This is a genomic window from Pseudoalteromonas sp. NJ631 (genome assembly GCF_000276645.1).
Classification (GTDB): Bacteria; Pseudomonadota; Gammaproteobacteria; order Enterobacterales; family Alteromonadaceae; genus Pseudoalteromonas; species Pseudoalteromonas piscicida.
In genome coordinates, this window is the sequence record NZ_AKXJ01000001.1 from 652,765 (window position 1) to 671,513 (window position 18,749).

The window sequence follows — 18,749 nt, forward strand, 5'->3', positions numbered from 1 at the left end:
GAAACGCCGCATATTGCGGCGTTTTTGTTATCGCTCTCAATACAAACCTTTCTGACACTTCCTAGATACCACCCGAATTGACCTTCATCAAACTGTCACTTGGTTTTAACCCAAAAGACACAATTGTGTTTTATTTTTATCCCGTCTGTGGTATATCAATATCACTTGAAGTGAAAATTGATGCCGCTACTTTCTGGTTTTGGTACAAAAAGCAAGCAACGCGGGGTTGTTTGTAGCGTACTTTAGCTATCAGACTTTTATCGGTTCCTCATGTTGAGGTTTGCCAAATAGTATGAAGAGATCAACGGTGTCATTGCAGTTGTAGTGCTAACAACAGCCAAAGCAAATGCCACTTTAGGTTGTTTTTATCAATAGGAGATTTTCATGGATACCCTAGACGAGTTATTAGAATTATTAGAAAGTCCGGATACTAGGAAAAAAACTTCATCTAAGGGCAAAAAAAGAAAATGGCGTGAAATTGAAGCGCTAAAAGATAAACAGCGACTACGCAAAGAACTACAGGAATTGGATATTTTCGCAGACAGTGTTGATTTAGACGAATTTGATTTTAACTAAAAAGAGCGCCCTTCACGGCGCTCTTTTTTGTTTTTATACCAATTCGCTTAATTAAGTGGTCTATTTTGAGGCGAGAAAATCTTGTCGATAACAAGGCAAAAATTTTGCTATTTAGTTGTTCTAAATAATAAATTTTTAACGCAGTTAGCGTCAGATTTACTCCTTCAAATTGAGCAAGTATTAAGACTAATTGGTATTATAGCTCGGCCAATCGCCAGTCGATTGGCTGCTTACCCATTTGGGTGAGCAGCTGATTAGTTTTGCTGAAATGGCCACTACCAAAAAAGCCGCGATGTGCAGAGAGCGGCGAAGGATGTGGCGCGTGTAAAACATGGTGACGGTTTGTGTCTATGCTCTTACCCTTTTTCTGGGCGTGTGAGCCCCAGAGTAAGAAAATCACACCTTCACTGTGGGCATTCAGCCTTTCAATCACTACATCTGTAAAGCGCTCCCAGCCTAAATGCTTGTGTGAGTGTGCTTGGCCTTGCTCTACCGTCAACACCGTATTTAACAGCAGTACGCCTTGTTTAGCCCAGTCAATTAGGTAGCCATGATTAGGTATGCGAAAGCCGTCAATATCCTGCACTAATTCTTTATACATATTATTTAACGACGGCGGCGGCTTAATTCCTGGTAACACAGAGAAACATAGGCCATGAGCTTGATTGGGGCCGTGATAGGGATCTTGCCCTAAAATCACCACTTTAACCTGATCGAAAGGTGTGACTTTGAACGCTTCAAATACCTGTTCATGGGGCGGAAACACATTTATACCTTGAGCGCGACGCTCTGCCACGTAATCCATGGTTTGTTTAAAGTAATCTTGTTGTTTTTCCTGACCTAACACGTCACTCCACGTTGTCATGCTTCACCTTTTTTCATCATATTATAATGGCTTCGAGAAGCGTCGAGTTTACCACATAAATCCGATATTCCCTCGAGCATACGATAGCTATAACGATGGAGCAGATCGGCATCTACCGAAATAGTTTGTTGGTACTTTACTGCAGGGATCGAAGGCCATTGCTGCCATGCAATTGCTTTGACCTCTTGTTTGGTCTTTTCTTCTGGGATCACAATCACTTGTGGTGATTTCAACAGAACATTCTCAATGCTAATTTGCGGATAGTCCGTGGTGGCGTCGGCAAAAACATTTTTCACATTACACACAGTAAATACTTGCTGTAACCAACTTTCGCCTCCCACTGTCATCAGCGGTGATGGCCACAATTGATAAAATACAGCTAAGCTAGCGCTTTGTTTATACTGGGCTTTTAGTTCATTTAAACGTTTAGCAAATAAATCAGCCTGTTGCTGTGCTTGAGCTCCAAGGCCAGTAATTTTACCTAGGCGTAGCAACTCTTCCGGTAGTTTATCTAGATATTTCGCTTCACTATAGATCACGTCAACACCAAAACTCTCCAGCTTTTCAAGCATAGGAACGTGACTTGCGTTTTTCCACGCGATGATAAGATCAGGCTTAAGTGCCAAAATTTTCTCAACCGAAATGCCTTGATAGTCACCAACTTGAGGCAGTTGCTTGGCTGATTCTGGATAATCGGCATAGGCGACCGTGCCTACAATCCGCTCCCCAGCTCCTATTGCATAAAGATTTTCGACAATATGAGGCGCAAGCGCGATGATCCGCTCTGCGGGCTTAGCACTAACGCTAAAGGCAAAACCTAGAACAATAAATAAGGCGAATTTTAGCATCAGTAGTCAAACCCTTTTTGCGCCTTAATGCCGGCCTCAAACGCATGCTTCACATTACGCACTTCGCTCACGGTATCTGCAAGCTCAGTCAGACGTCGATGTGCACCGCGCCCAGTTACAATCACCGACTGCATGGTAGGACGGCTTTCTAGTGCCGTTATGACTTCGTCCAAATCTAGATAGTCATAGCTCAACATATAGGTAATTTCGTCAAGCAATACCAAGTCGATGCTTTCATCTTGTAGCCATACTTTTGCTTGCTGCCACGTCGCCTGCGCAGCGGCAGTGTCGGTTTCACGGTTTTGCGTTTCCCATGTGAAGCCCGTTTTCATGACTGCAAATGGCACGCCGACTTTTTCGAGCAAATTGCGTTCACCGCAATCCCAGGTTCCTTTAATAAACTGTACAACTGCAGCGTTCATACCATGACCGACACAACGTGCAACGGTGCCGAAACCAGATGTTGACTTACCTTTACCGTTACCTGTGATCACTTGTAAAATGCCCTGCTCTTGCTGCGCCGCGGCAATTTTTTCATCGACTTGTTGTTTTACTTTTTGCTGTCGTTGCTGATGCTTATCTTGTTGTTCGCTCATGTTATTCCTCAATTATTTTCATCAATTTTTGCCAATCTAAATGTGCTTCACAGCTGTCGGCAAGACGCGTAATTTGCTGCTCTCTGTGCTTCGCTAAATCAATCGCGGCTGTTCCCGCTTGCTTACTACCAGCCCAAGACAAGATAGCCTGTGTCGCAGTGACCGTATCAAATAAACCATGTAAATAGGTGGCTGCAATTTGATTATCTCGAGAGATAAAACCATCTTTCACACTGTTATTTGGATGTGTGCTAAATCGCAAGAATGGCAGATCTAGTGCCGCTCCAGAAGAAATCCCAGCATGGATCTCGTAACCACAAATTTCAGCACTTTGCTCATCCAATTGGCAAATGCCAGATACTTGCGTCAGTACTTTTTGCTCTGAAAGTGTAGTATCAAAGTCAGCCAGACCAAGCCCAGCGACTTCACCGAGAGTTGATTCCACCGCATTTGGATCTCTGATGAACTTACCTAACATTTGCAAACCGCCACACACACCTAGTACCTTACCACCGTACCTCAGGTGCCGTTTGATTTCTTCTGCCCAACCCTGTTTGCGTAAGAAGGTTAAATCGCTCAACACATTTTTGCTGCCAGGCAGAATGATTAAGTCACAAGGACCGATAGATTCTTGATAGCGTACATAACGCAAATCCACTTCAGGGTTTAAGCGCAAGGTGTCAAAGTCAGTGTGATTGCTAATATGAGGAAATAGTAAAACCCTGACGCTTAACGATCCCCGTTCACAGATATTGTCCACCGTCACCGCATCTTCTGCATCGAGCGCTAAGCCATGCAAATAGGGCAATACCCCAAGTACAGGCTTGCCCGTTTTTTGCTCGAGCCAGTCAAGTCCTGATTGCAATAACGCAATATCACCACGGAAGCGATTGATCACAAACCCTTTAACCAAGCTTTGTTCATAGTCACTTAATAGCGCAAGTGTGCCAACCAAGTGTGCGAACACCCCGCCTTTGTCGATATCAGCGATAATGATCACGGGGCACGCAACTTCACAGGCAAACCCCATATTGGCAATGTCGTTTTCACGCAGATTAATTTCAGCAGGGCTCCCCGCCCCTTCCACTATGCACAGCTCAAATTGTTCGCTGAGACGCTGATGTGAGGAAAGCACGGCCTCCATCGCTACCTTCTTGTAATCATGATACGCGGCTGCTTCCATATTGCTAATGGCTTTGCCGTGAATGATCACTTGTGCGCCAGTGTCAGAGTTTGGCTTAAGCAAAATAGGATTAAAGTCTATGGATAGCGGGACTTTTGCGGCTTCGGCTTGGAGTGCTTGTGCCCGACCAATTTCACCGCCGCAAGGTGTGACGGCACTATTTAGTGCCATATTTTGCGGCTTAAAAGGCGCAACAGACAAGCCTCTTAGTTGCAGCACCCGGCAAAGTCCCGCAACCAATGTACTTTTACCGGCATCAGACGTGGTGCCCTGCACCATTAAGGTTTTCATACGTCTTGACCTTTTAAACATTGTGGCAAGCCTGCAATAACAAAATCGACTCTATCGGCCACGTTAGCAATGTCTTGATGGAGCCAACCAGACTCATCAACAAACTCACGGCTTAGCTCGCCCAGCGGAATTATCCCATGCCCCACTTCATTACTCACCAAAATAACAGTGGCAGCACAGCTTTCTAGTGCCGCCAGCAAATGTTCCTTTTTGTCTATAGTCGCGGCTTTGCCCATTTCGCATAAGCCAAAACTCAGCCATAAAGTCAAGCAATCGATAAGTAACAGCGCATCTTCGCGTGCAGTAGCAATAAGCTTATCAATATGCCACGGCTCTTCTACTAGCTGCCAGCGGCTATCGCGCTGCATCTGGTGAGCAAACACTCGGCTTTTCATTTCTTCATCTTGAGCTTTTGCAGTTGCAACATAGTAAAGTTCGTTCACCGCACCTTGCTCTAACAATAGAATAGCGCGCTGCTCTGCCAAGCGACTCTTGCCTGAACGAGCACCGCCCAGTATTAACTGTATTTGTGCCATTAGAGATGACCCACAATAAAAAGCAAAATAACAAGCTCAGCGAGTTGCTGCGCGACCCCTAAACAGTCTCCGGTATAACCACCGAGTTGCGCGTTAAACCATTTAATGCACACAAGTCTTAGCACAAATAAGCAAGTACACAGCAGCAGCAAGTCGAACAATGAAAGCGCAAGCCATGGCCAACAGAAAATTAAAATCGCGGTGGTAGTTAGCGTAAGGCGAGTCGCTGCAGCACTCGATAGATGTTTCGCTACCGGCTTAACTTTGCTCAGCTTATCAGCCTGTACATAGTTAAGTGCACCGATTAAAGACACCGCAAAGGCACGGCTTAGACTGTGGGCTAAAATAAGTGCAGCAAGTATCACTGCAAAGTCATTAAAGAGCATGAGCAAAAGCGAAAATTTGGCCAATAACAGCAATATCAGCGCACAACTACCGTATGTACCAAGACGGCTATCTTTCATGATCTCAAGCTTTTGTTCACGGCTCCAGCCACCGCCAAAACCGTCAAAAACATCGGCAAAACCATCTTCGTGAAAAGCACCGGTAAGTAAAATACTCGCAGCCAGTGCAACAACGGCGCCGAACATTAGCGACACACCACCACTGGCAACATAGCCAAGCATGGCCGAGAAACTACCAACAAATAAACCGACTAAAGAAAAGTAACCACTCACTTCGTTAAGTTCATCGGATGAAGGAGCAGGATCCAAACGAATTGGCACCCGCGTTAAAAACACCACGGCAAGCTTAAACAGTCGCCACTCTTGTTGCCACTGCATTATGCGTCTACCACTTGCGTAACATGGGCATCGGCAAAGCTTGCCATTTCGCAAAAAAAGCCTAGCGCAGCTTGTAATAATGGAAGCGCTAGAGCGGCGCCTGTTCCCTCACCCAAGCGCATATCTAAATGTAGTAATGGCTCAGCGTTTAACTGCTCTAACATTAACTTATGACCTTGCTCCATAGAGCCGTGAGCAAACACCATATATTGCTTACTATGCGGTGCTATTCTACTTGCCAACATAGCCGCTGCGGTGGAGATAAAACCATCCACTATGATTACTTTTTGTGCCCGTGCAACCGCCAGCATGGCACCAACCATTTGCACAATTTCAAAGCCACCTAGGCGCTGCAAAATTTGTTCTGGTGTCGCAAGCTTATCTTGATGATATTCTAGAGCCTGTTTGATAAGTGCCCGTTTTTTGCAAAGCATTTCATCGTCAATGCCTGTACCGCGCCCCACACATAATTCCACACTCGCCCCACTGAGCGCCGCTAAAATTGCAGCTGCAGAACTGGTATTGCCAATCCCCATTTCACCAAAAGCAATTACGTTGCTACCCGCTTCAATAGCGGACATCACTACTTGCTCTCCGTATTCAAGTCCTTGCTTGAGCTGCATTTCACTCATCGCGGGTTGTTTATGGAAAGCATGAGTAATATCGCCAAGTCGCTGTGAGCACAAATTCGGCGCAGGCTCGCATGGCACTAATGTGCCACAGTCTACTACGGTTAACTGCCAACCAAGTTCTCGACAAAAAACATTGATCGCGGCCCCCCCCTGCACAAAGTTTGCAACCATTTGCCCAGTCACTTCGCTTGACGCGATAGAAACCCCGTGACTTGCAATACCATGGTCGCCCGCAAAAACCAACATTGCAGGGCGCGTTATTGCTAACTGCTCGATGTTTAATTGCGTCTGCCTTTGTGAGAAGATCTGTACTAGCTGCGCAGCCAAGGCTTCAAGCTTACCCAGCGCACCTAACGGTTTGGTTTTTAAGTCAATGCGCTGTTGAATAAGCGTGTTTAAGCGTGTATCTAACGGTTTAACCATGGGTAACTCCGACGCCTCCAGAGCGGCGATTTTTGAAAATAAGCAATGCTAAGAAGAACACGCTGCCAATGGCGGCGGTGATCACCCCCACGGGAAGTTCCTGATTATCGATAAGTGTGCGCGACAATACATCCACCCATAGCATCAATAGCGAACCGCAAAGCGCGGTGGCCACAAGCCCAATGACCTTTGCTTGCGAGATAAAAAAGCGCACGATATGCGGGATCATCAAACCTACAAATCCGACTCCACCGCACGCAGCCACAAGTACTGCGGTGAGTAAGGAGCTCAATAACAACATACCTATTCGCACTCGTCCTACATTCACGCCAAGCGTGGTGGCACTCTCATCTCCGAGCAACAAGGCGTTGAGTGGCCGACGCATCACTAAAAGCGTGATAAAACTCAGCAACACGACCAAACAAGGAAGCCATAGCCATTGCCAGCTCGCCCTTGCAAACGAGCCTAGATTCCAAAACAAGATTGCACTGATGGCTTGAGGGTCACTCCAATAGAGCAACAAGCTAGTAAAGGCACTGAACAGAAAAGAAAGTGCGACTCCCGCCAAGAGCATAGTTTCCACCTGCTGCATTGCATTGCGCTTTGCCACAAATAAAAGCAACAAAATAGACAGCAAACTTCCGACAAATGCAGCCCCAGACATCATTAGGCTAGACTGTGCACCAAATAGCGCGATAAGTACCACCACACCAAATGAGGCACCTGAAGAAATACCAAATAAATAAGGATCAGCTAGAGGGTTACGCGTCACGGTTTGCAAAATAAGACCTGCTATCGCCAGTCCTGCTCCCGCGCTCATCGCCAGTAACGTCCGTGGCAGACGAAGTTCAACTACCACTCGTTGTTGAAGTACGTTGGGATCGAAATTAATAATCGCTTGTATAACTGTATGCCAAGATAAATCAATCGCACCGATCTTTAGTGCCATCAGCATGCTAAAACAGCACAAGCTCAATAGCAGTATCGATATCAACGCGATCCGCTTTGCGGCAATCATAACTGATACCCATAATGAAAGCGTATATGTGGAATCTCACTGTTATTTGGCGGATGACGGACAGTAGAAACCTCTGCGCATACCCCAAAAACTTGGCTTAATAGGGTTTCGTTAATGACTTCAAGTGGCGACCCATCTGCAACAAGCTCACCATTATTTAATACTAATAAGCGATCGCACAAGGCGCTAGCCAAATTTAAGTCGTGAAAAGACGCGATGATAGTAACGCCAAGTTGTTTGGCCAGCTCCATAATTTGGATTTGATATTTAATGTCCAAATGGCTGGTGGGCTCATCCATTATCAATACTTGAGGCGCTTGCACCATAGCACGTGCGATCATTGCCCTTTGCTTCTCCCCACCAGACAATGAGCTAAAACATTGCTCCAATTTATGACTCAATCCAACCTGCTCAATGGCATGTAAGATTGCCTGTTTTTCAGCGGCCGTCGTTGTCGCAAGCAGTGATTTGTCTGGTGTTAGCCCCATCAATACCATATCAAATAATGGCAGAGTAAACTCAGCGGGGATCTCTTGTAGCACCACAGCAACATGCCTTGCGTAGGCCTTACGTCCGTAACTAGCTAGCGGCTTATCATTGAAAAGTAGCGACCCAGAACTTGGTGCTGTGTATTGATATAAAGTGCGCAGCAAAGTCGACTTTCCAGCACCATTCGGTCCAAGCAAACCAATAAATTCCCCCGAATTAATAGCAAAGCTGAGTGCCTTTAAGATAGCTTTACCACCAAGCTGCACGCTAAGTTTATCGACTTGAAACTGTGGAGTAACTGCCATAGCACCTCTGATTGGGCACGGCAAAGTAGTAGCTTATAGAGAAGCGACAACTTTGACTTAAGTCTGCCCGCTTAAGTATATGGATAGGCCTTGGTATCTGACTTATGCAAGAGACAAGGCTCAAGCACTTACAGTTGCGGGGACAGTTGAGGACTCACACCTCATTCCCAATATCTGCCTATCACGAAATTTGCAATATTATGAAGTCTAGACGTCTAAAATACAACTTTTGGCCAAGCAGTTTGGCTGCTGTCGTAAAACACCTCAACTTTTACTATACCCGCATAGGGAATATCTATCTTCGATTGGTATGCAGTAAGCTCTGGCGATAGCTCAAGGATAAGTGCTACAAGCGCCTTTATTACTCCTGCATGCGCTACGACGGCGATACACTCTTCACTTGGCGACGCCAAAATGCTGTGCCACCACGTTGTGACCCGATGATGAAAATCATACATAGACTCGCCCTCAGGAGGCGTGTGCAGCCAAGGGTTTTGCCAAAAATCGCCAATACTTGGAGATTGGGTTTCTCGCCAAAGCGTATCATAAGGTTGTCCATCCCATAATCCAAAATCAAATTCGGCGAGATTTGGCTCCACGTCAATGGGGAGTTGATACTGCTTTGCAAAGGCTGTAGCAGTATTCAGGCAGCGCTTCCTTGGAGAGCTAATAATACGCCTCAGGCCACTTAGACTCGTTAATGATTGCAGCAATTGCTGAGCGCCTATGGTACTGAGCTCGGGATCTGTCACTCCAAGTAAATGGCCTGAGAGCGTCGTTTCACCATGACGAACAAAATATAGCTGCCGCTGCATTTTTACTTAACCTAAGGTTTGTTACCCAAAAAGCAAAAACGCAAGCTAAGCTTGCGTTTTCAATTAATATCATTCTACGGTTACAGGATCTGGTTTTCTTTCCACATCTCTTCTTTTGCTAACCGCTTTTTGCGTTTATCGCATGGATCGTCGCAATCACAAATTTTGTCAATGCCCATTGAGCCTAAACCACCACAACTACTGGCCATGGATTTCTTTTGTACGATAACGCCTACAGCCATCGCAACAGCGATAAGCATAAGTAAACCGAAAGTAAGGAGGAATAAAGACATTATCTAGCCCCTTTTATTGCTACATTGAATTGAGTGACGACGCGCAAATTATACGCTTTCATGACGTCACTCACAATTAAATTATGGGGTGTTGTAGAGCTTAATTCAAGTACGGCTGAAATGCTTCACTCGCGTAACTCTTGATCCCTTCAGGACTTTTATACATCAAATACACGGGGAGTTGATGCTCAGTGGCATACGCCTTTGCACGCTCCGTGCCCATCACAGTCAATGCTGTTGCTAAGCCATCAGCCGTCATCGCAGATGGATGCAGTACCGTTACTGATACTAGCTCATGTTTAACCGGGCGACCCGTTGTTGGGTCAATAAGGTGTGTAAAGGTTTCACCATCCATTTCATAGAAAATACGGTAGTCACCTGAGGTCGCAATGCCATTTTTGCCAGGCTCTATCACACGATGAATTTGGCGTTGACCAACAGGCGCATCAGGTTTCTCGATAGCAATACGCCACTTACCATCCGGCTTCTTACCTGAAACTCGCAGCTCGCCGCCAATTTCAACCATATAGTCATGAATATCATGACTCTCAATCACCTCAGCGACCTTATCTATACCATAACCTTTAGCGGTTGCAGAAAATGATAATTCAAGTCCAGCAATTGTTTTAGCGAGGCCACTGTCATTTAAAATGAGCTTATCGACACCGATACGAGTGCGCATATCGTCTAACTCAGCCTGTGACGGACGCATTGTTGGTCTTTTGTCAGGACCAAATCCCCACAAATCGATAAGCGGTCCCATCGTAACATCAAGCGTTTTTGTCGACTTCCCAAGGCGGATAGATTCAGCAACTACCAAGCGAAAGTCTTCACTGATAGGCATAACGGTATTTGCCGCTAAACGGTTGAACTGGTTAATCTCAGAATCTGGGATATAGGTGGACATAGATTGATTAACAGTCTTTAATGCTTGCTCAACCTCATCGTGCAGCTGCGCTTGTGAGAGCGGCTTTTCGCCAGGGAATACTTTGATGTTGTAGGTCGTGCCCATGGTTTTACCAGACAGCACGATTTCCTTGGCTTCAGGTTTGGCGTCTTGGCACCCTGTTAAAAAAACGAATAAAAACGAAATAATAAAAAATCTAGATAAAAAAGCGTAACTTGCTTGCATCAGAATTCCCTGAATTTAGTACCAACGGGTATAAAAAAGCCCTCGAGCAAAGTATTTTACTGGAGGGCTTATATTCTAACTTAAGTTCATTGTTAGACCGAAACCTAATTAACCACCGAAGTCATCAAGTAGGATGTTTTCGTCTTCCACACCTAAGTCTTTAAGCATGTTAATAACTGCCGCGTTCATCATTGGAGGACCACACATGTAGAACTCACAATCTTCTGGCGCTTCATGGTCTTTAAGATAGTTTTCAAAAAGTACGTTATGAATGAAGCCCGTGTAACCTTCCCAGTTATCCTCTGGTTGAGGATCTGAAAGGGCAACATGCCATTGGAAGTTATCATTTTCTTCAGCTAGACCGTCAAAGTCTTCCACGTAGAACATTTCACGCTTAGAACGTGCACCGTACCAGAAAGACATCTTACGCTTAGAGTTAAGACGCTTAAGCTGATCGAAAATGTGTGAACGCATTGGCGCCATACCAGCACCACCACCAACAAATACCATTTCTGCATCAGTGTCTTTCGCGAAGAATTCACCAAATGGACCAGAAATAGTAACCTTATCACCTTCTTTAAGTGACCAGATGTATGATGACATCTTACCACAAGGTAATGTTAGGTTATTTGGCGGCGGAGTTGCGATACGTACGTTTAGCATGATGATGCCAAACTCTTCTGGGTAGTTAGCCATTGAGTACGCACGGATCGTTTCGTCGTCAACTTTAGACTCTAGCTTAAAGAAACCAAAACGTTCCCAGTCAGCACGATATTCTTCAGGAATATCATAGTCTGCATATTTAACATGGTGAGCTGGTGCTTCAATCTGAATGTAACCACCAGCACGGAAAGGTACAACTTCACCTTCAGGGATGCCTAGTTTTAGCTCCTTGATGAAAGTTGCTTTGTTATCGTTAGAGATAACAGTACATTCCCACTTTTTAACACCGAAGATTGATTCTTCAACTTCGATTTCCATGTCGTTTTTAACGTTAACCTGACACGCTAGACGACAGCCTTCACGTGCTTCACCTTTAGAGATGTGGTCAAGTTCGGTTGGTAGAATATCACCACCACCCTCTTTAATATGTACGCGACACTGACCACACGAGCCACCGCCACCACATGCAGACGATACGAAAATACCCGCGTTTGCAAGTGCACCTAGTAGCTTACCGCCAGCAGGAGTCTTGATCGCTTTTTCAGGATCGCCGTTAATATCAATTGTAACGTCACCGCTTGCTACAAGCTTCGATTTCGCTGCAATGATGATAAGCACTAGCATCACAACGATAGCGATGAACATGCTTACGCCTAATACAATAGTTTCCATCGTATAGTTTCCTCGCTACCTTACAGTGAAATACCAGAGAATGACATGAAGCCAAAGCCCATTAGACCTACAGTAACAAAGGTAATACCTAAGCCACGTAAACCATCAGGAACGTCTGCATACTTCATCTTCTCACGAATACCTGCTAACAATACGATAGCAAGTGCCCAGCCCACACCTGAACCTAGACCATAAACTACAGATTCACCGAAGTTTAAGTTACGCTCAACCATGAATGATACCGCACCGAAAATCGCACAGTTAACTGTGATTAGCGGTAGGAAGATACCTAGTGCGTTATATAGCGCAGGGAAGAACTTGTCCAATGTCATTTCTAGAATTTGCACAAGCGCTGCGATTACACCGATAAACGTCAAGAAGCGTAGGAAGCTAAGATCCACTTCAGGGAAGCCTAACCATTCCAATGCGCCCGGCGCTAGCACTGCGTGATAAACCAAGTTGTTTACTGGTACAGAGATACCAAGAACTACAACTACCGCAATACCTAGACCTAGCGACGTTGTTACTTTCTTAGATACCGCCAAGAAAGTACACATACCTAAGAAGAAAGACAAAGCTAAGTTTTCAATGAAAACTGCTTTTATAAATAAATTGATATATTGTTCCATCTCTCTCCCCTTATGCCTTCGCTTCTACTTGCTCTTTCTTCCAAGTACGTAGTGCCCAAATAAATGCACCTACGATGAAGAACGAACTGAATGGCATAACTAGTAGACCCATAGGCTGATACCAACCACCTTCAGAGATAAGTGGTAAGATTTCAACGCCAAACAATGTACCCGCACCGAATAGCTCACGGATAAAGCCAACTGTTAGAAGTACAACAGAGTAACCTAAGCCGTTACCAATACCGTCAAGGAACGACATTGTTGGTGGTGACTTCATTGCGTATGCTTCTGCACGACCCATTACGATACAGTTAGTAATGATAAGGCCGATGAACGTTGATAGTTCTTTTGCTGTTGAGTAAACAACCGCTTGAAGCACTTGGTCTACAACGATTACTAAAGATGCAATAATCGTCATTTGTACAATGATACGCACACTTGAAGGAATGTGGTTACGGATCATTGAGATAAATAAACTTGAAAACGCAGTAACCAATGTCAACGCGATTGACATGATAAGTGCATTTTTAAGGCTTGAAGTTACCGCTAGTGCAGAACAGATACCCAACACTTGCAGTGCAATCGGGTTGTTTGCAAAAACAGGACCAAACAAGACTTCCTTCATTTCTTTTGCATTAGCCATTAGTTCAATGCTCCTTTACGTACTTTCGCAAGGAATGGACCAAACGCTTTGTCGCTTGTCCAAAAATCAACTGTGTGATCAACACCGTTAGAAGTAAGTGTTGCACCAGATAGACCGTCTACCTTGTGTTCGTTACCGCCAGCACTACCTTTAACTACATCGATAGGAAGCTCTTTGCCTTCCCAAAGTGCAGTCCACTTAGGGTTTTGGATTTCGCCACCAAGACCAGGAGTTTCGCTGTGCTTATAAAAGTTGATTGACTTAATCGTCTCACCATCAGCTTCTAGCGCAAGGAAGCCATACATCACACCCCAAAGGCCATAACCTTGGATTGGTAGAATGATAGTAGATACTTTACCTTGGTCATCTTTTGCAAAATAAACTGGAGAGTTATTTGTGATACGTTGAATACCCGCTTTGTCTTCTGCTTTTGAAAGCTTGTAGCTACGTTTGGCATCAAACTTAGTCGCTTCAAAGTCAAAAGTTTCCGCTTTAACGTCTTCTACAAACTCACCTGTTTTAAGACTAACAACACGTGATTCGATATTTTGGTTAAAAACTTCAGATACGTTTTTAACTTTATCGTAGCCAGCAACGGCTAAAATGTTACGTTGAATATCTTCGTTTTTGTTTGCTTGTTGCATAGGGCGAAGCTGAACCGAAGCAAAAGATACTACGATTGCACACACTAAACATAAGCCAACAACTACGCCAAGCGTTTTGCCCATTGATTCATTATTAGTTGACACGTGCCAATCTCCTCTTCACATTAGACTGCACTACGAAGTGGTCGAATAGTGGAGCAAAAAGGTTAGCGAATAGGATTGCCAACATCATGCCCTCTGGGTATGCCGGGTTAACAACACGGATAAGCACAACCATTACACCGATTAGCGCACCGTATAACCACTTACCTTTGTCTGTGAAAGACGCAGATACAGGGTCTGTTGCCATAAAGAACATACCAAATGCAAAACCACCAAGTACTAAGTGCCAATGCCAAGGCATAGCAAACGCAGCATTTGTTTCAGAGCCAATTGCATTTAGAACGAATGACATTACAACCATACCAATGAATGTACCTAGTACGATGCGCCATGAAGCGATACGAACATAAACCAGGAACAAACCACCAAGTAAGATTGCCAGTGTTGATGTTTCACCTACAGAGCCTTGGATAAAGCCGTAGAACGCGTTAAACCAAAGGTCCATATTGCTGTAGTCTAGTGAACCTGCAGTCGCTTGACCTAAGTAAGTTGCACCAGAGAACGAATCAACAGCTGTCCACACTGTGTCACCAGAAATGTCAGCAGGGTATGCGAAGAATAAGAACGCACGACCTGCAAGTGCTGGGTTTAAGAAGTTACGACCAGTACCGCCGAAGATTTCCTTCGCGATTACAACACCAAACGTAATACCTAAAGCAGCTTGCCATAAAGGAATTGTCGCAGGCAGGATAAGCGCAAATAATACCGAAGTTACGAAGAAACCTTCATTTACTTCGTGCTTACGAACTGACGCGAATAACACTTCCCAGAAGCCACCAACCGCGAACACGGTAGCGTAAATAGGCAAGAAGAAACACGCACCATAGAACATCTTGGCGCCCCAACCTGCATCAGCAGTTAATTCACCACCAAGCGCTTGGAAGATAGCTACCTGCCAAGTATTAGCAAGCTCAAAACCGTTACCTAGTGCAAGCGCAGCTTGGTGACCGATGTTGAACATACCAAAGAACATTGCTGGGAACGTCGCCATCCACACTAAAATCATAATACGTTTTAGGTCGATATTATCGCGAACGTGCGTTGCACCTTTGTTTACATAACCAGGAGTATAGAAGATAGTTGCTACGGCTTCGTAAAGCGCGTACCACTTCTCGTGTTTACCACCAGGTTCAAAGTGAGGTTCAATGTCTTCTAAAAATTTCTTTAAGGCCATTTTTAACCTTCCTTCTCGATAGTAGTCAGGCAATCGCGTAGGATTGAACCGTACTCATATTTGCCCGGACATACGTAAGTACATAGTGCTAAATCTTCTTCATCTAGCTCTAGTGCACCCAACGAAATCGCAGAATCTAGATCACGTGAAATAAGATCACGTAATAATAGCGTTGGCAAAATATCGAGTGGCATAACACGCTCATAGTTACCGATTGGTACCATCGCACGCTTAGAACCACCAGTAGACGTTGTCATCTTGAACAAACGGCTAGGTGTTAAGTGTGAAATGAATGTACGTGTTACTGAGAATTTGTCACTACCCGGAGCGATCCAGCCAAATAGCTCTTTCTCGCGACCTTCAAGTAAAACAGATACTTGAGTATGGTAACGACCAAGGTAAGCGTGAGGGCCAGTTGCTGTTTTACCAGCTAACACAGAGCCAGAAATGACTCGGTTATCACCGTCTTCAAGCTCGCCTGCAACTAAATCTGTTAGCGACGCACCGACATGAGTTTTTACTAAGCGAGGGTTCTTAACTCGAGGACCTGCTAGAGCAATAACTCTGTCTGAGTAGATTTCACCTGTCAGGAACAACTTACCAAACGCGATGACATCTTGGTAACCAATGTGCCAAACTTGCTTGTTTGTACCTACAGAATCTAGGAAGTGAATGTGAGTACCCACGTTACCTGCTGGGTGCACACCTGCAAACTCATGAACTTCTACTTGTGAGATAGAAGAACTAGGTACGTTAGCACCCGCTTTCTTACACACAAATACTTTGCCTTCAGTCAAACGAGATACAACCGCTAGACCCGCTTCAAACGCTTCCACGTTTTCTGCGATGATAACAGCAGGATCGGCTGCTAACGGATTAGTATCTGTTGCTGTCACAAAGATTGAGCTAGGTGTTGCACTCGGCACAGCGACACGGCTGAATGGACGTGCACGAAGCGCAGGCCATTGACCAGACTCGGTTAGCACTTCCTTCACTTTTTCAGAGTCTAAGTTGCTTAAATCAGCAGCTGAAAACTTCTCGAAAGTGATTTGCTCGTCGCCTTGAACTTCGATCACAACGGATTGAAGTACACGCTTAGCACCACGGTTAATTTCTTTAACTACACCAGAAGCTGGCGCAGTAAACTTGACGCCTGGGTTCTTTTTATCTTCAAAAAGAACTTGGCCTTTTTTGACTTGGTCATCCACACGAATATGCATGGTAGGACGCATACCGATGAATTCTTCACCTAGCACAGCTACTCGTTTGACGGCAGAACCATCATGAATAACTTGCTGAGGTGCGCCCTCTATTGGTAAGTCCAGACCTTTTTTTATGTTGATCATACGCACTTGCATTACATTAACGGAAAGAAACTGAAAATATCTTTAGTCACCACAGCGCCACCTCGTTTGTACTAAGTATTAGGTATAAAGAGCAGAAAGTTATGAGTCCGGATAGGGTTCCCAAACAAGCCCCTTTAAAATACCTCTCAACGCGCACAAAAAAGCAGCGTCGTGATAAAAGTCCTCACATATTTCTCTGATTTTAACATTAATCGTACTGAGTATGCGAGTGGAATTATGAAATTAATACGACTTTAACGTGGATTTAGATTAGTTGAAAAATCCATCACTGGAAGGAGTATAGACCAAAGTTGCATAGATAAAATTTTTCTTACCCTAATCTACAAAATAAGTAAAAATTCACGGTCAAACAAAAACGGGCAAAGTACCAAGTAGCACTTTGCCCGCAAAATCAAAAACAGTGAGATCAAAAACCGTGAAATTAAACGAGATGACTAATTTCTACCGTTGCATCCACATCAGCTTCGTAATCTACGCCGTCAACTCCGAAGCCGAATAGCTTCAAGAATTCGTTGTGATAACCAACATAATCCGTCAATTCATCAATTGTATCAGTATCAACAGTATCCCAAATAGTTTGCACACGAGCTTGAACGCCGTCTTCTAGTTCCTTATAGTTTTGGAACAAGTGACCGCCATCATCAAAGCGTGGCGATTGACCATATAGATTTTCAGTAAACAATCCATGAATTTGCTCGATTGTCCCTTCATATGTGCCATCACCTTTCATCACTTTAAATAGTGCAGAGATATAAAGAGGCATAATTGGAATAGCAGAGCTTGCCTGCGTCACTACTGCATTCAGTGAAGACACATAAGCTTCGCCATTAATATCAGCAGTGGTTTCGCGAATTGCCAGCGTTGCACGGTCCAAGTCTTCTTTTGCTTTACCAATCGTTGCGTGACCGTATATTGGCCAAGTCAGCTCTTTACCAATATAAGTATATGCCGTTGTCTTGAAACCATCAGCTAACACATCCGCTTGCTTAAGCGCATCAATCCAAAGTTCCCAGTCTTCACCACCCATCACTTTAACCGTATTGGCGATTTCGTCTTCGTTAGCAGCTTCAACTGTCATTTCATCAATAACACGCTTAGAAGTATTCAGGTTTTTAGTTGTGATAGCTGAGCCAATTGGCTTAAGTGTTGAAGAGTAAACTTCATCAGATTTAGGGTCTTTACGACGAGGAGACGCAAGGCTATATACCACTAAATCTACTTTACCCAGCTCAGCTTTGATGGTGTCGATGGTTTTTTGCTTCAACTCATCAGAAAATGCATCGCCATTGATATTTTTCGACCACAAACCCGCTTCTTCTGCAGCTTGTTGGAAGGCAGCCGTATTATACCAACCCGCTGACGCGGTTTTCTTCTCTGAGCCTTCTTTTTCAAAGAAGATACCTAACGTTTTCGCACCGGCACCAAATGCAGCCGTGATACGCGATGCCAAGCCATAACCTGTCGATGCACCAATTACTAATACATTTTTAGGACCATTTTCGATTTGGCCTTGTTGTTTTACGTATTCAATCTGTTCTTGAACGTGTGCAGCACAGCCTACTGGATGCGCATTCGTACAAATAAATCCGCGAATTTTTGGTTTGATGACCATAAGAGATCCTATCCATTGATTTGATACAAAATAAAAGTGAGATTGGTCTCACTTTATTAAAATTACTGCGTAGTGTACTGGCAGATATGTAAAACACACATCTGATCAGCTATCAAACTTAGAACCACCCAAACATTTTGGTGACTCTGGCGTCTGACCTTCTTTGTCTGAAAACTCTTCTGGTGTATAGGCATGAATGGCCAAAGCGTGAATATGGTTTTGCAGCTCATCTTTTAGCACTTCATTGATCTTTCGATGACGCTGCAGCAGCCGCTGACCGATAAATTGTTCGCTTACAACAATGACTTTAAAATGAGACTCTTCGCCACGTCTGTGCATATGGCTTTCATTGATAACGTTCAGATGCTTGCACGCAACGGCTTCAGCTATTTTGTCATAAATCTGTGATTGCATTGACATTATACTTTGTCTCCTAGA

Annotated in this window: 21 protein-coding genes and 1 riboswitch; of the genes, 1 reads left to right on the forward strand and 20 read right to left on the reverse strand. The window is 44.4% G+C overall.

Going from position 1 to position 18,749, the window contains the following annotated elements; translation table 11 throughout:
- Positions 1-384 precede the first annotated feature (384 nt).
- Complete coding sequence (locus A587_RS0103105; RefSeq protein ID WP_010372168.1) at positions 385-576, forward strand: DUF3545 family protein; 192 nt, start codon at positions 385-387, stop codon at positions 574-576.
- A gap of 196 nt (positions 577-772) precedes the next feature.
- On the opposite strand, the gene ung is transcribed toward A587_RS0103105, so the two are convergent.
- From ung to A587_RS0103205, 20 genes are all read right to left on the reverse strand, one after another.
- The gene (gene ung / locus A587_RS0103110) at positions 773-1,441 is read right to left on the reverse strand and encodes a uracil-DNA glycosylase (RefSeq protein ID WP_017216385.1); all 669 of its coding nucleotides are present in this window, start codon (positions 1,439-1,441) and stop codon (positions 773-775) included.
- Positions 1,438-2,289 carry a cobalamin-binding protein gene (locus tag A587_RS0103115; protein ID WP_017216386.1) on the reverse strand — a complete coding sequence of 284 codons (852 nt, stop codon included), beginning with the start codon at positions 2,287-2,289 and terminating at the stop codon, positions 1,438-1,440. Before A587_RS0103115 ends, ung begins: the two co-directional genes overlap by 4 nt.
- Entirely contained in the window at positions 2,289-2,885 is a 597-nt protein-coding gene (gene cobO, locus A587_RS0103120) for a cob(I)yrinic acid a,c-diamide adenosyltransferase (protein ID WP_017216387.1), read from the reverse strand. Before cobO ends, A587_RS0103115 begins: the two co-directional genes overlap by 1 nt.
- A gap of 1 nt (position 2,886) precedes the next feature.
- The gene (locus tag A587_RS0103125) at positions 2,887-4,359 is read right to left on the reverse strand and encodes a cobyric acid synthase (protein WP_017216388.1); all 1,473 of its coding nucleotides are present in this window, start codon (positions 4,357-4,359) and stop codon (positions 2,887-2,889) included.
- Positions 4,356-4,895, reverse strand: a complete 540-nt coding sequence (gene cobU / locus A587_RS0103130; RefSeq protein WP_017216389.1) for a bifunctional adenosylcobinamide kinase/adenosylcobinamide-phosphate guanylyltransferase — start codon at positions 4,893-4,895, stop codon at positions 4,356-4,358. The genes A587_RS0103125 and cobU overlap by 4 nt, the downstream gene beginning before the upstream one ends.
- Entirely contained in the window at positions 4,895-5,677 is a 783-nt protein-coding gene (locus A587_RS0103135; RefSeq protein WP_017216390.1) for an adenosylcobinamide-GDP ribazoletransferase, read from the reverse strand. Before A587_RS0103135 ends, cobU begins: the two co-directional genes overlap by 1 nt.
- On the reverse strand, positions 5,677-6,732 hold the full coding sequence (cobT, locus tag A587_RS0103140; RefSeq protein WP_017216391.1) for a nicotinate-nucleotide--dimethylbenzimidazole phosphoribosyltransferase: 1,056 nt from the start codon (positions 6,730-6,732) through the stop codon (positions 5,677-5,679). Before cobT ends, A587_RS0103135 begins: the two co-directional genes overlap by 1 nt.
- Positions 6,725-7,750 (reverse strand): FecCD family ABC transporter permease, encoded by a 1,026-nt coding sequence (locus tag A587_RS0103145; protein ID WP_017216392.1) that lies wholly within the window; start codon positions 7,748-7,750, stop codon positions 6,725-6,727. Before A587_RS0103145 ends, cobT begins: the two co-directional genes overlap by 8 nt.
- Positions 7,747-8,544 (reverse strand): ABC transporter ATP-binding protein, encoded by a 798-nt coding sequence (locus A587_RS0103150; RefSeq protein ID WP_017216393.1) that lies wholly within the window; start codon positions 8,542-8,544, stop codon positions 7,747-7,749. Before A587_RS0103150 ends, A587_RS0103145 begins: the two co-directional genes overlap by 4 nt.
- A 69-nt stretch (positions 8,545-8,613) precedes the next feature.
- A riboswitch (cobalamin riboswitch) is annotated at positions 8,614-8,741 on the reverse strand.
- Between the two features lie 18 nt (positions 8,742-8,759).
- Positions 8,760-9,359, reverse strand: a complete 600-nt coding sequence (locus tag A587_RS0103155; protein ID WP_017216394.1) for a histidine phosphatase family protein — start codon at positions 9,357-9,359, stop codon at positions 8,760-8,762.
- Positions 9,360-9,439: 80 nt separating this feature from the next.
- Positions 9,440-9,652: a (Na+)-NQR maturation NqrM gene (gene nqrM, locus A587_RS0103160; protein WP_010372193.1), complete on the reverse strand. Its 213-nt coding sequence runs from the start codon at positions 9,650-9,652 to the stop codon at positions 9,440-9,442.
- Positions 9,653-9,752: 100 nt separating this feature from the next.
- Positions 9,753-10,784: an FAD:protein FMN transferase gene (locus tag A587_RS0103165; RefSeq protein ID WP_017216395.1), complete on the reverse strand. Its 1,032-nt coding sequence runs from the start codon at positions 10,782-10,784 to the stop codon at positions 9,753-9,755.
- Between the two features lie 108 nt (positions 10,785-10,892).
- Complete coding sequence (gene nqrF, locus A587_RS0103170; RefSeq protein WP_010372196.1) at positions 10,893-12,119, reverse strand: NADH:ubiquinone reductase (Na(+)-transporting) subunit F; 1,227 nt, start codon at positions 12,117-12,119, stop codon at positions 10,893-10,895.
- 20 nt (positions 12,120-12,139) lie between these two features.
- A complete protein-coding gene (gene nqrE / locus A587_RS0103175; protein ID WP_010372198.1) occupies positions 12,140-12,748 on the reverse strand; it encodes an NADH:ubiquinone reductase (Na(+)-transporting) subunit E in 609 nt (202 codons plus the stop codon).
- Positions 12,749-12,758: 10 nt separating this feature from the next.
- Positions 12,759-13,391, reverse strand: a complete 633-nt coding sequence (locus A587_RS0103180) for an NADH:ubiquinone reductase (Na(+)-transporting) subunit D (RefSeq protein ID WP_010372200.1) — start codon at positions 13,389-13,391, stop codon at positions 12,759-12,761.
- Positions 13,391-14,140 carry a Na(+)-translocating NADH-quinone reductase subunit C gene (locus A587_RS0103185; protein WP_010372202.1) on the reverse strand — a complete coding sequence of 250 codons (750 nt, stop codon included), beginning with the start codon at positions 14,138-14,140 and terminating at the stop codon, positions 13,391-13,393. Before A587_RS0103185 ends, A587_RS0103180 begins: the two co-directional genes overlap by 1 nt.
- Positions 14,130-15,332 (reverse strand): NADH:ubiquinone reductase (Na(+)-transporting) subunit B, encoded by a 1,203-nt coding sequence (locus A587_RS0103190; protein WP_017216396.1) that lies wholly within the window; start codon positions 15,330-15,332, stop codon positions 14,130-14,132. Before A587_RS0103190 ends, A587_RS0103185 begins: the two co-directional genes overlap by 11 nt.
- Before the next feature lie 2 nt (positions 15,333-15,334).
- A complete protein-coding gene (locus tag A587_RS0103195; protein WP_026000866.1) occupies positions 15,335-16,678 on the reverse strand; it encodes a Na(+)-translocating NADH-quinone reductase subunit A in 1,344 nt (447 codons plus the stop codon).
- Between the two features lie 442 nt (positions 16,679-17,120).
- Positions 17,121-18,311, reverse strand: coding sequence for an enoyl-ACP reductase FabV (gene fabV / locus A587_RS0103200; protein ID WP_017216398.1), 1,191 nt, complete (start codon positions 18,309-18,311; stop codon positions 17,121-17,123).
- Positions 18,312-18,416: 105 nt separating this feature from the next.
- Entirely contained in the window at positions 18,417-18,731 is a 315-nt protein-coding gene (locus A587_RS0103205) for a BolA family protein (protein WP_017216399.1), read from the reverse strand.
- Between the last annotated feature and the right edge of the window lie 18 nt (positions 18,732-18,749).

What these genes read in the sequence shown, in the direction of transcription:
- A587_RS0103205 (WP_017216399.1), bottom strand. Translation starts at nt 18,731, where the DNA reads ATGTCAATGCAATCACAGATTTATGACAAAATAGCTGAAGCCGTTGCG.
- A587_RS0103165 (WP_017216395.1), bottom strand. Translation starts at nt 10,784, where the DNA reads ATGCAAGCAAGTTACGCTTTTTTATCTAGATTTTTTATTATTTCGTTT.
- cobU (WP_017216389.1), bottom strand. Translation starts at nt 4,895, where the DNA reads ATGGCACAAATACAGTTAATACTGGGCGGTGCTCGTTCAGGCAAGAGT.
- fabV (WP_017216398.1), bottom strand. Translation starts at nt 18,311, where the DNA reads ATGGTCATCAAACCAAAAATTCGCGGATTTATTTGTACGAATGCGCAT.
- A587_RS0103125 (WP_017216388.1), bottom strand. Translation starts at nt 4,359, where the DNA reads ATGAAAACCTTAATGGTGCAGGGCACCACGTCTGATGCCGGTAAAAGT.
- A587_RS0103105 (WP_010372168.1), top strand. Translation starts at nt 385, where the DNA reads ATGGATACCCTAGACGAGTTATTAGAATTATTAGAAAGTCCGGATACT.
- cobO (WP_017216387.1), bottom strand. Translation starts at nt 2,885, where the DNA reads ATGAGCGAACAACAAGATAAGCATCAGCAACGACAGCAAAAAGTAAAA.
- A587_RS0103145 (WP_017216392.1), bottom strand. Translation starts at nt 7,750, where the DNA reads ATGATTGCCGCAAAGCGGATCGCGTTGATATCGATACTGCTATTGAGC.
- A587_RS0103155 (WP_017216394.1), bottom strand. Translation starts at nt 9,359, where the DNA reads ATGCAGCGGCAGCTATATTTTGTTCGTCATGGTGAAACGACGCTCTCA.
- nqrM (WP_010372193.1), bottom strand. Translation starts at nt 9,652, where the DNA reads ATGTCTTTATTCCTCCTTACTTTCGGTTTACTTATGCTTATCGCTGTT.
- A587_RS0103115 (WP_017216386.1), bottom strand. Translation starts at nt 2,289, where the DNA reads ATGCTAAAATTCGCCTTATTTATTGTTCTAGGTTTTGCCTTTAGCGTT.
- A587_RS0103135 (WP_017216390.1), bottom strand. Translation starts at nt 5,677, where the DNA reads ATGCAGTGGCAACAAGAGTGGCGACTGTTTAAGCTTGCCGTGGTGTTT.
- A587_RS0103150 (WP_017216393.1), bottom strand. Translation starts at nt 8,544, where the DNA reads ATGGCAGTTACTCCACAGTTTCAAGTCGATAAACTTAGCGTGCAGCTT.
- A587_RS0103190 (WP_017216396.1), bottom strand. Translation starts at nt 15,332, where the DNA reads ATGGCCTTAAAGAAATTTTTAGAAGACATTGAACCTCACTTTGAACCT.
- A587_RS0103180 (WP_010372200.1), bottom strand. Translation starts at nt 13,391, where the DNA reads ATGGCTAATGCAAAAGAAATGAAGGAAGTCTTGTTTGGTCCTGTTTTT.
- A587_RS0103195 (WP_026000866.1), bottom strand. Translation starts at nt 16,678, where the DNA reads ATGATCAACATAAAAAAAGGTCTGGACTTACCAATAGAGGGCGCACCT.
- nqrE (WP_010372198.1), bottom strand. Translation starts at nt 12,748, where the DNA reads ATGGAACAATATATCAATTTATTTATAAAAGCAGTTTTCATTGAAAAC.
- nqrF (WP_010372196.1), bottom strand. Translation starts at nt 12,119, where the DNA reads ATGGAAACTATTGTATTAGGCGTAAGCATGTTCATCGCTATCGTTGTG.
- cobT (WP_017216391.1), bottom strand. Translation starts at nt 6,732, where the DNA reads ATGGTTAAACCGTTAGATACACGCTTAAACACGCTTATTCAACAGCGC.
- ung (WP_017216385.1), bottom strand. Translation starts at nt 1,441, where the DNA reads ATGACAACGTGGAGTGACGTGTTAGGTCAGGAAAAACAACAAGATTAC.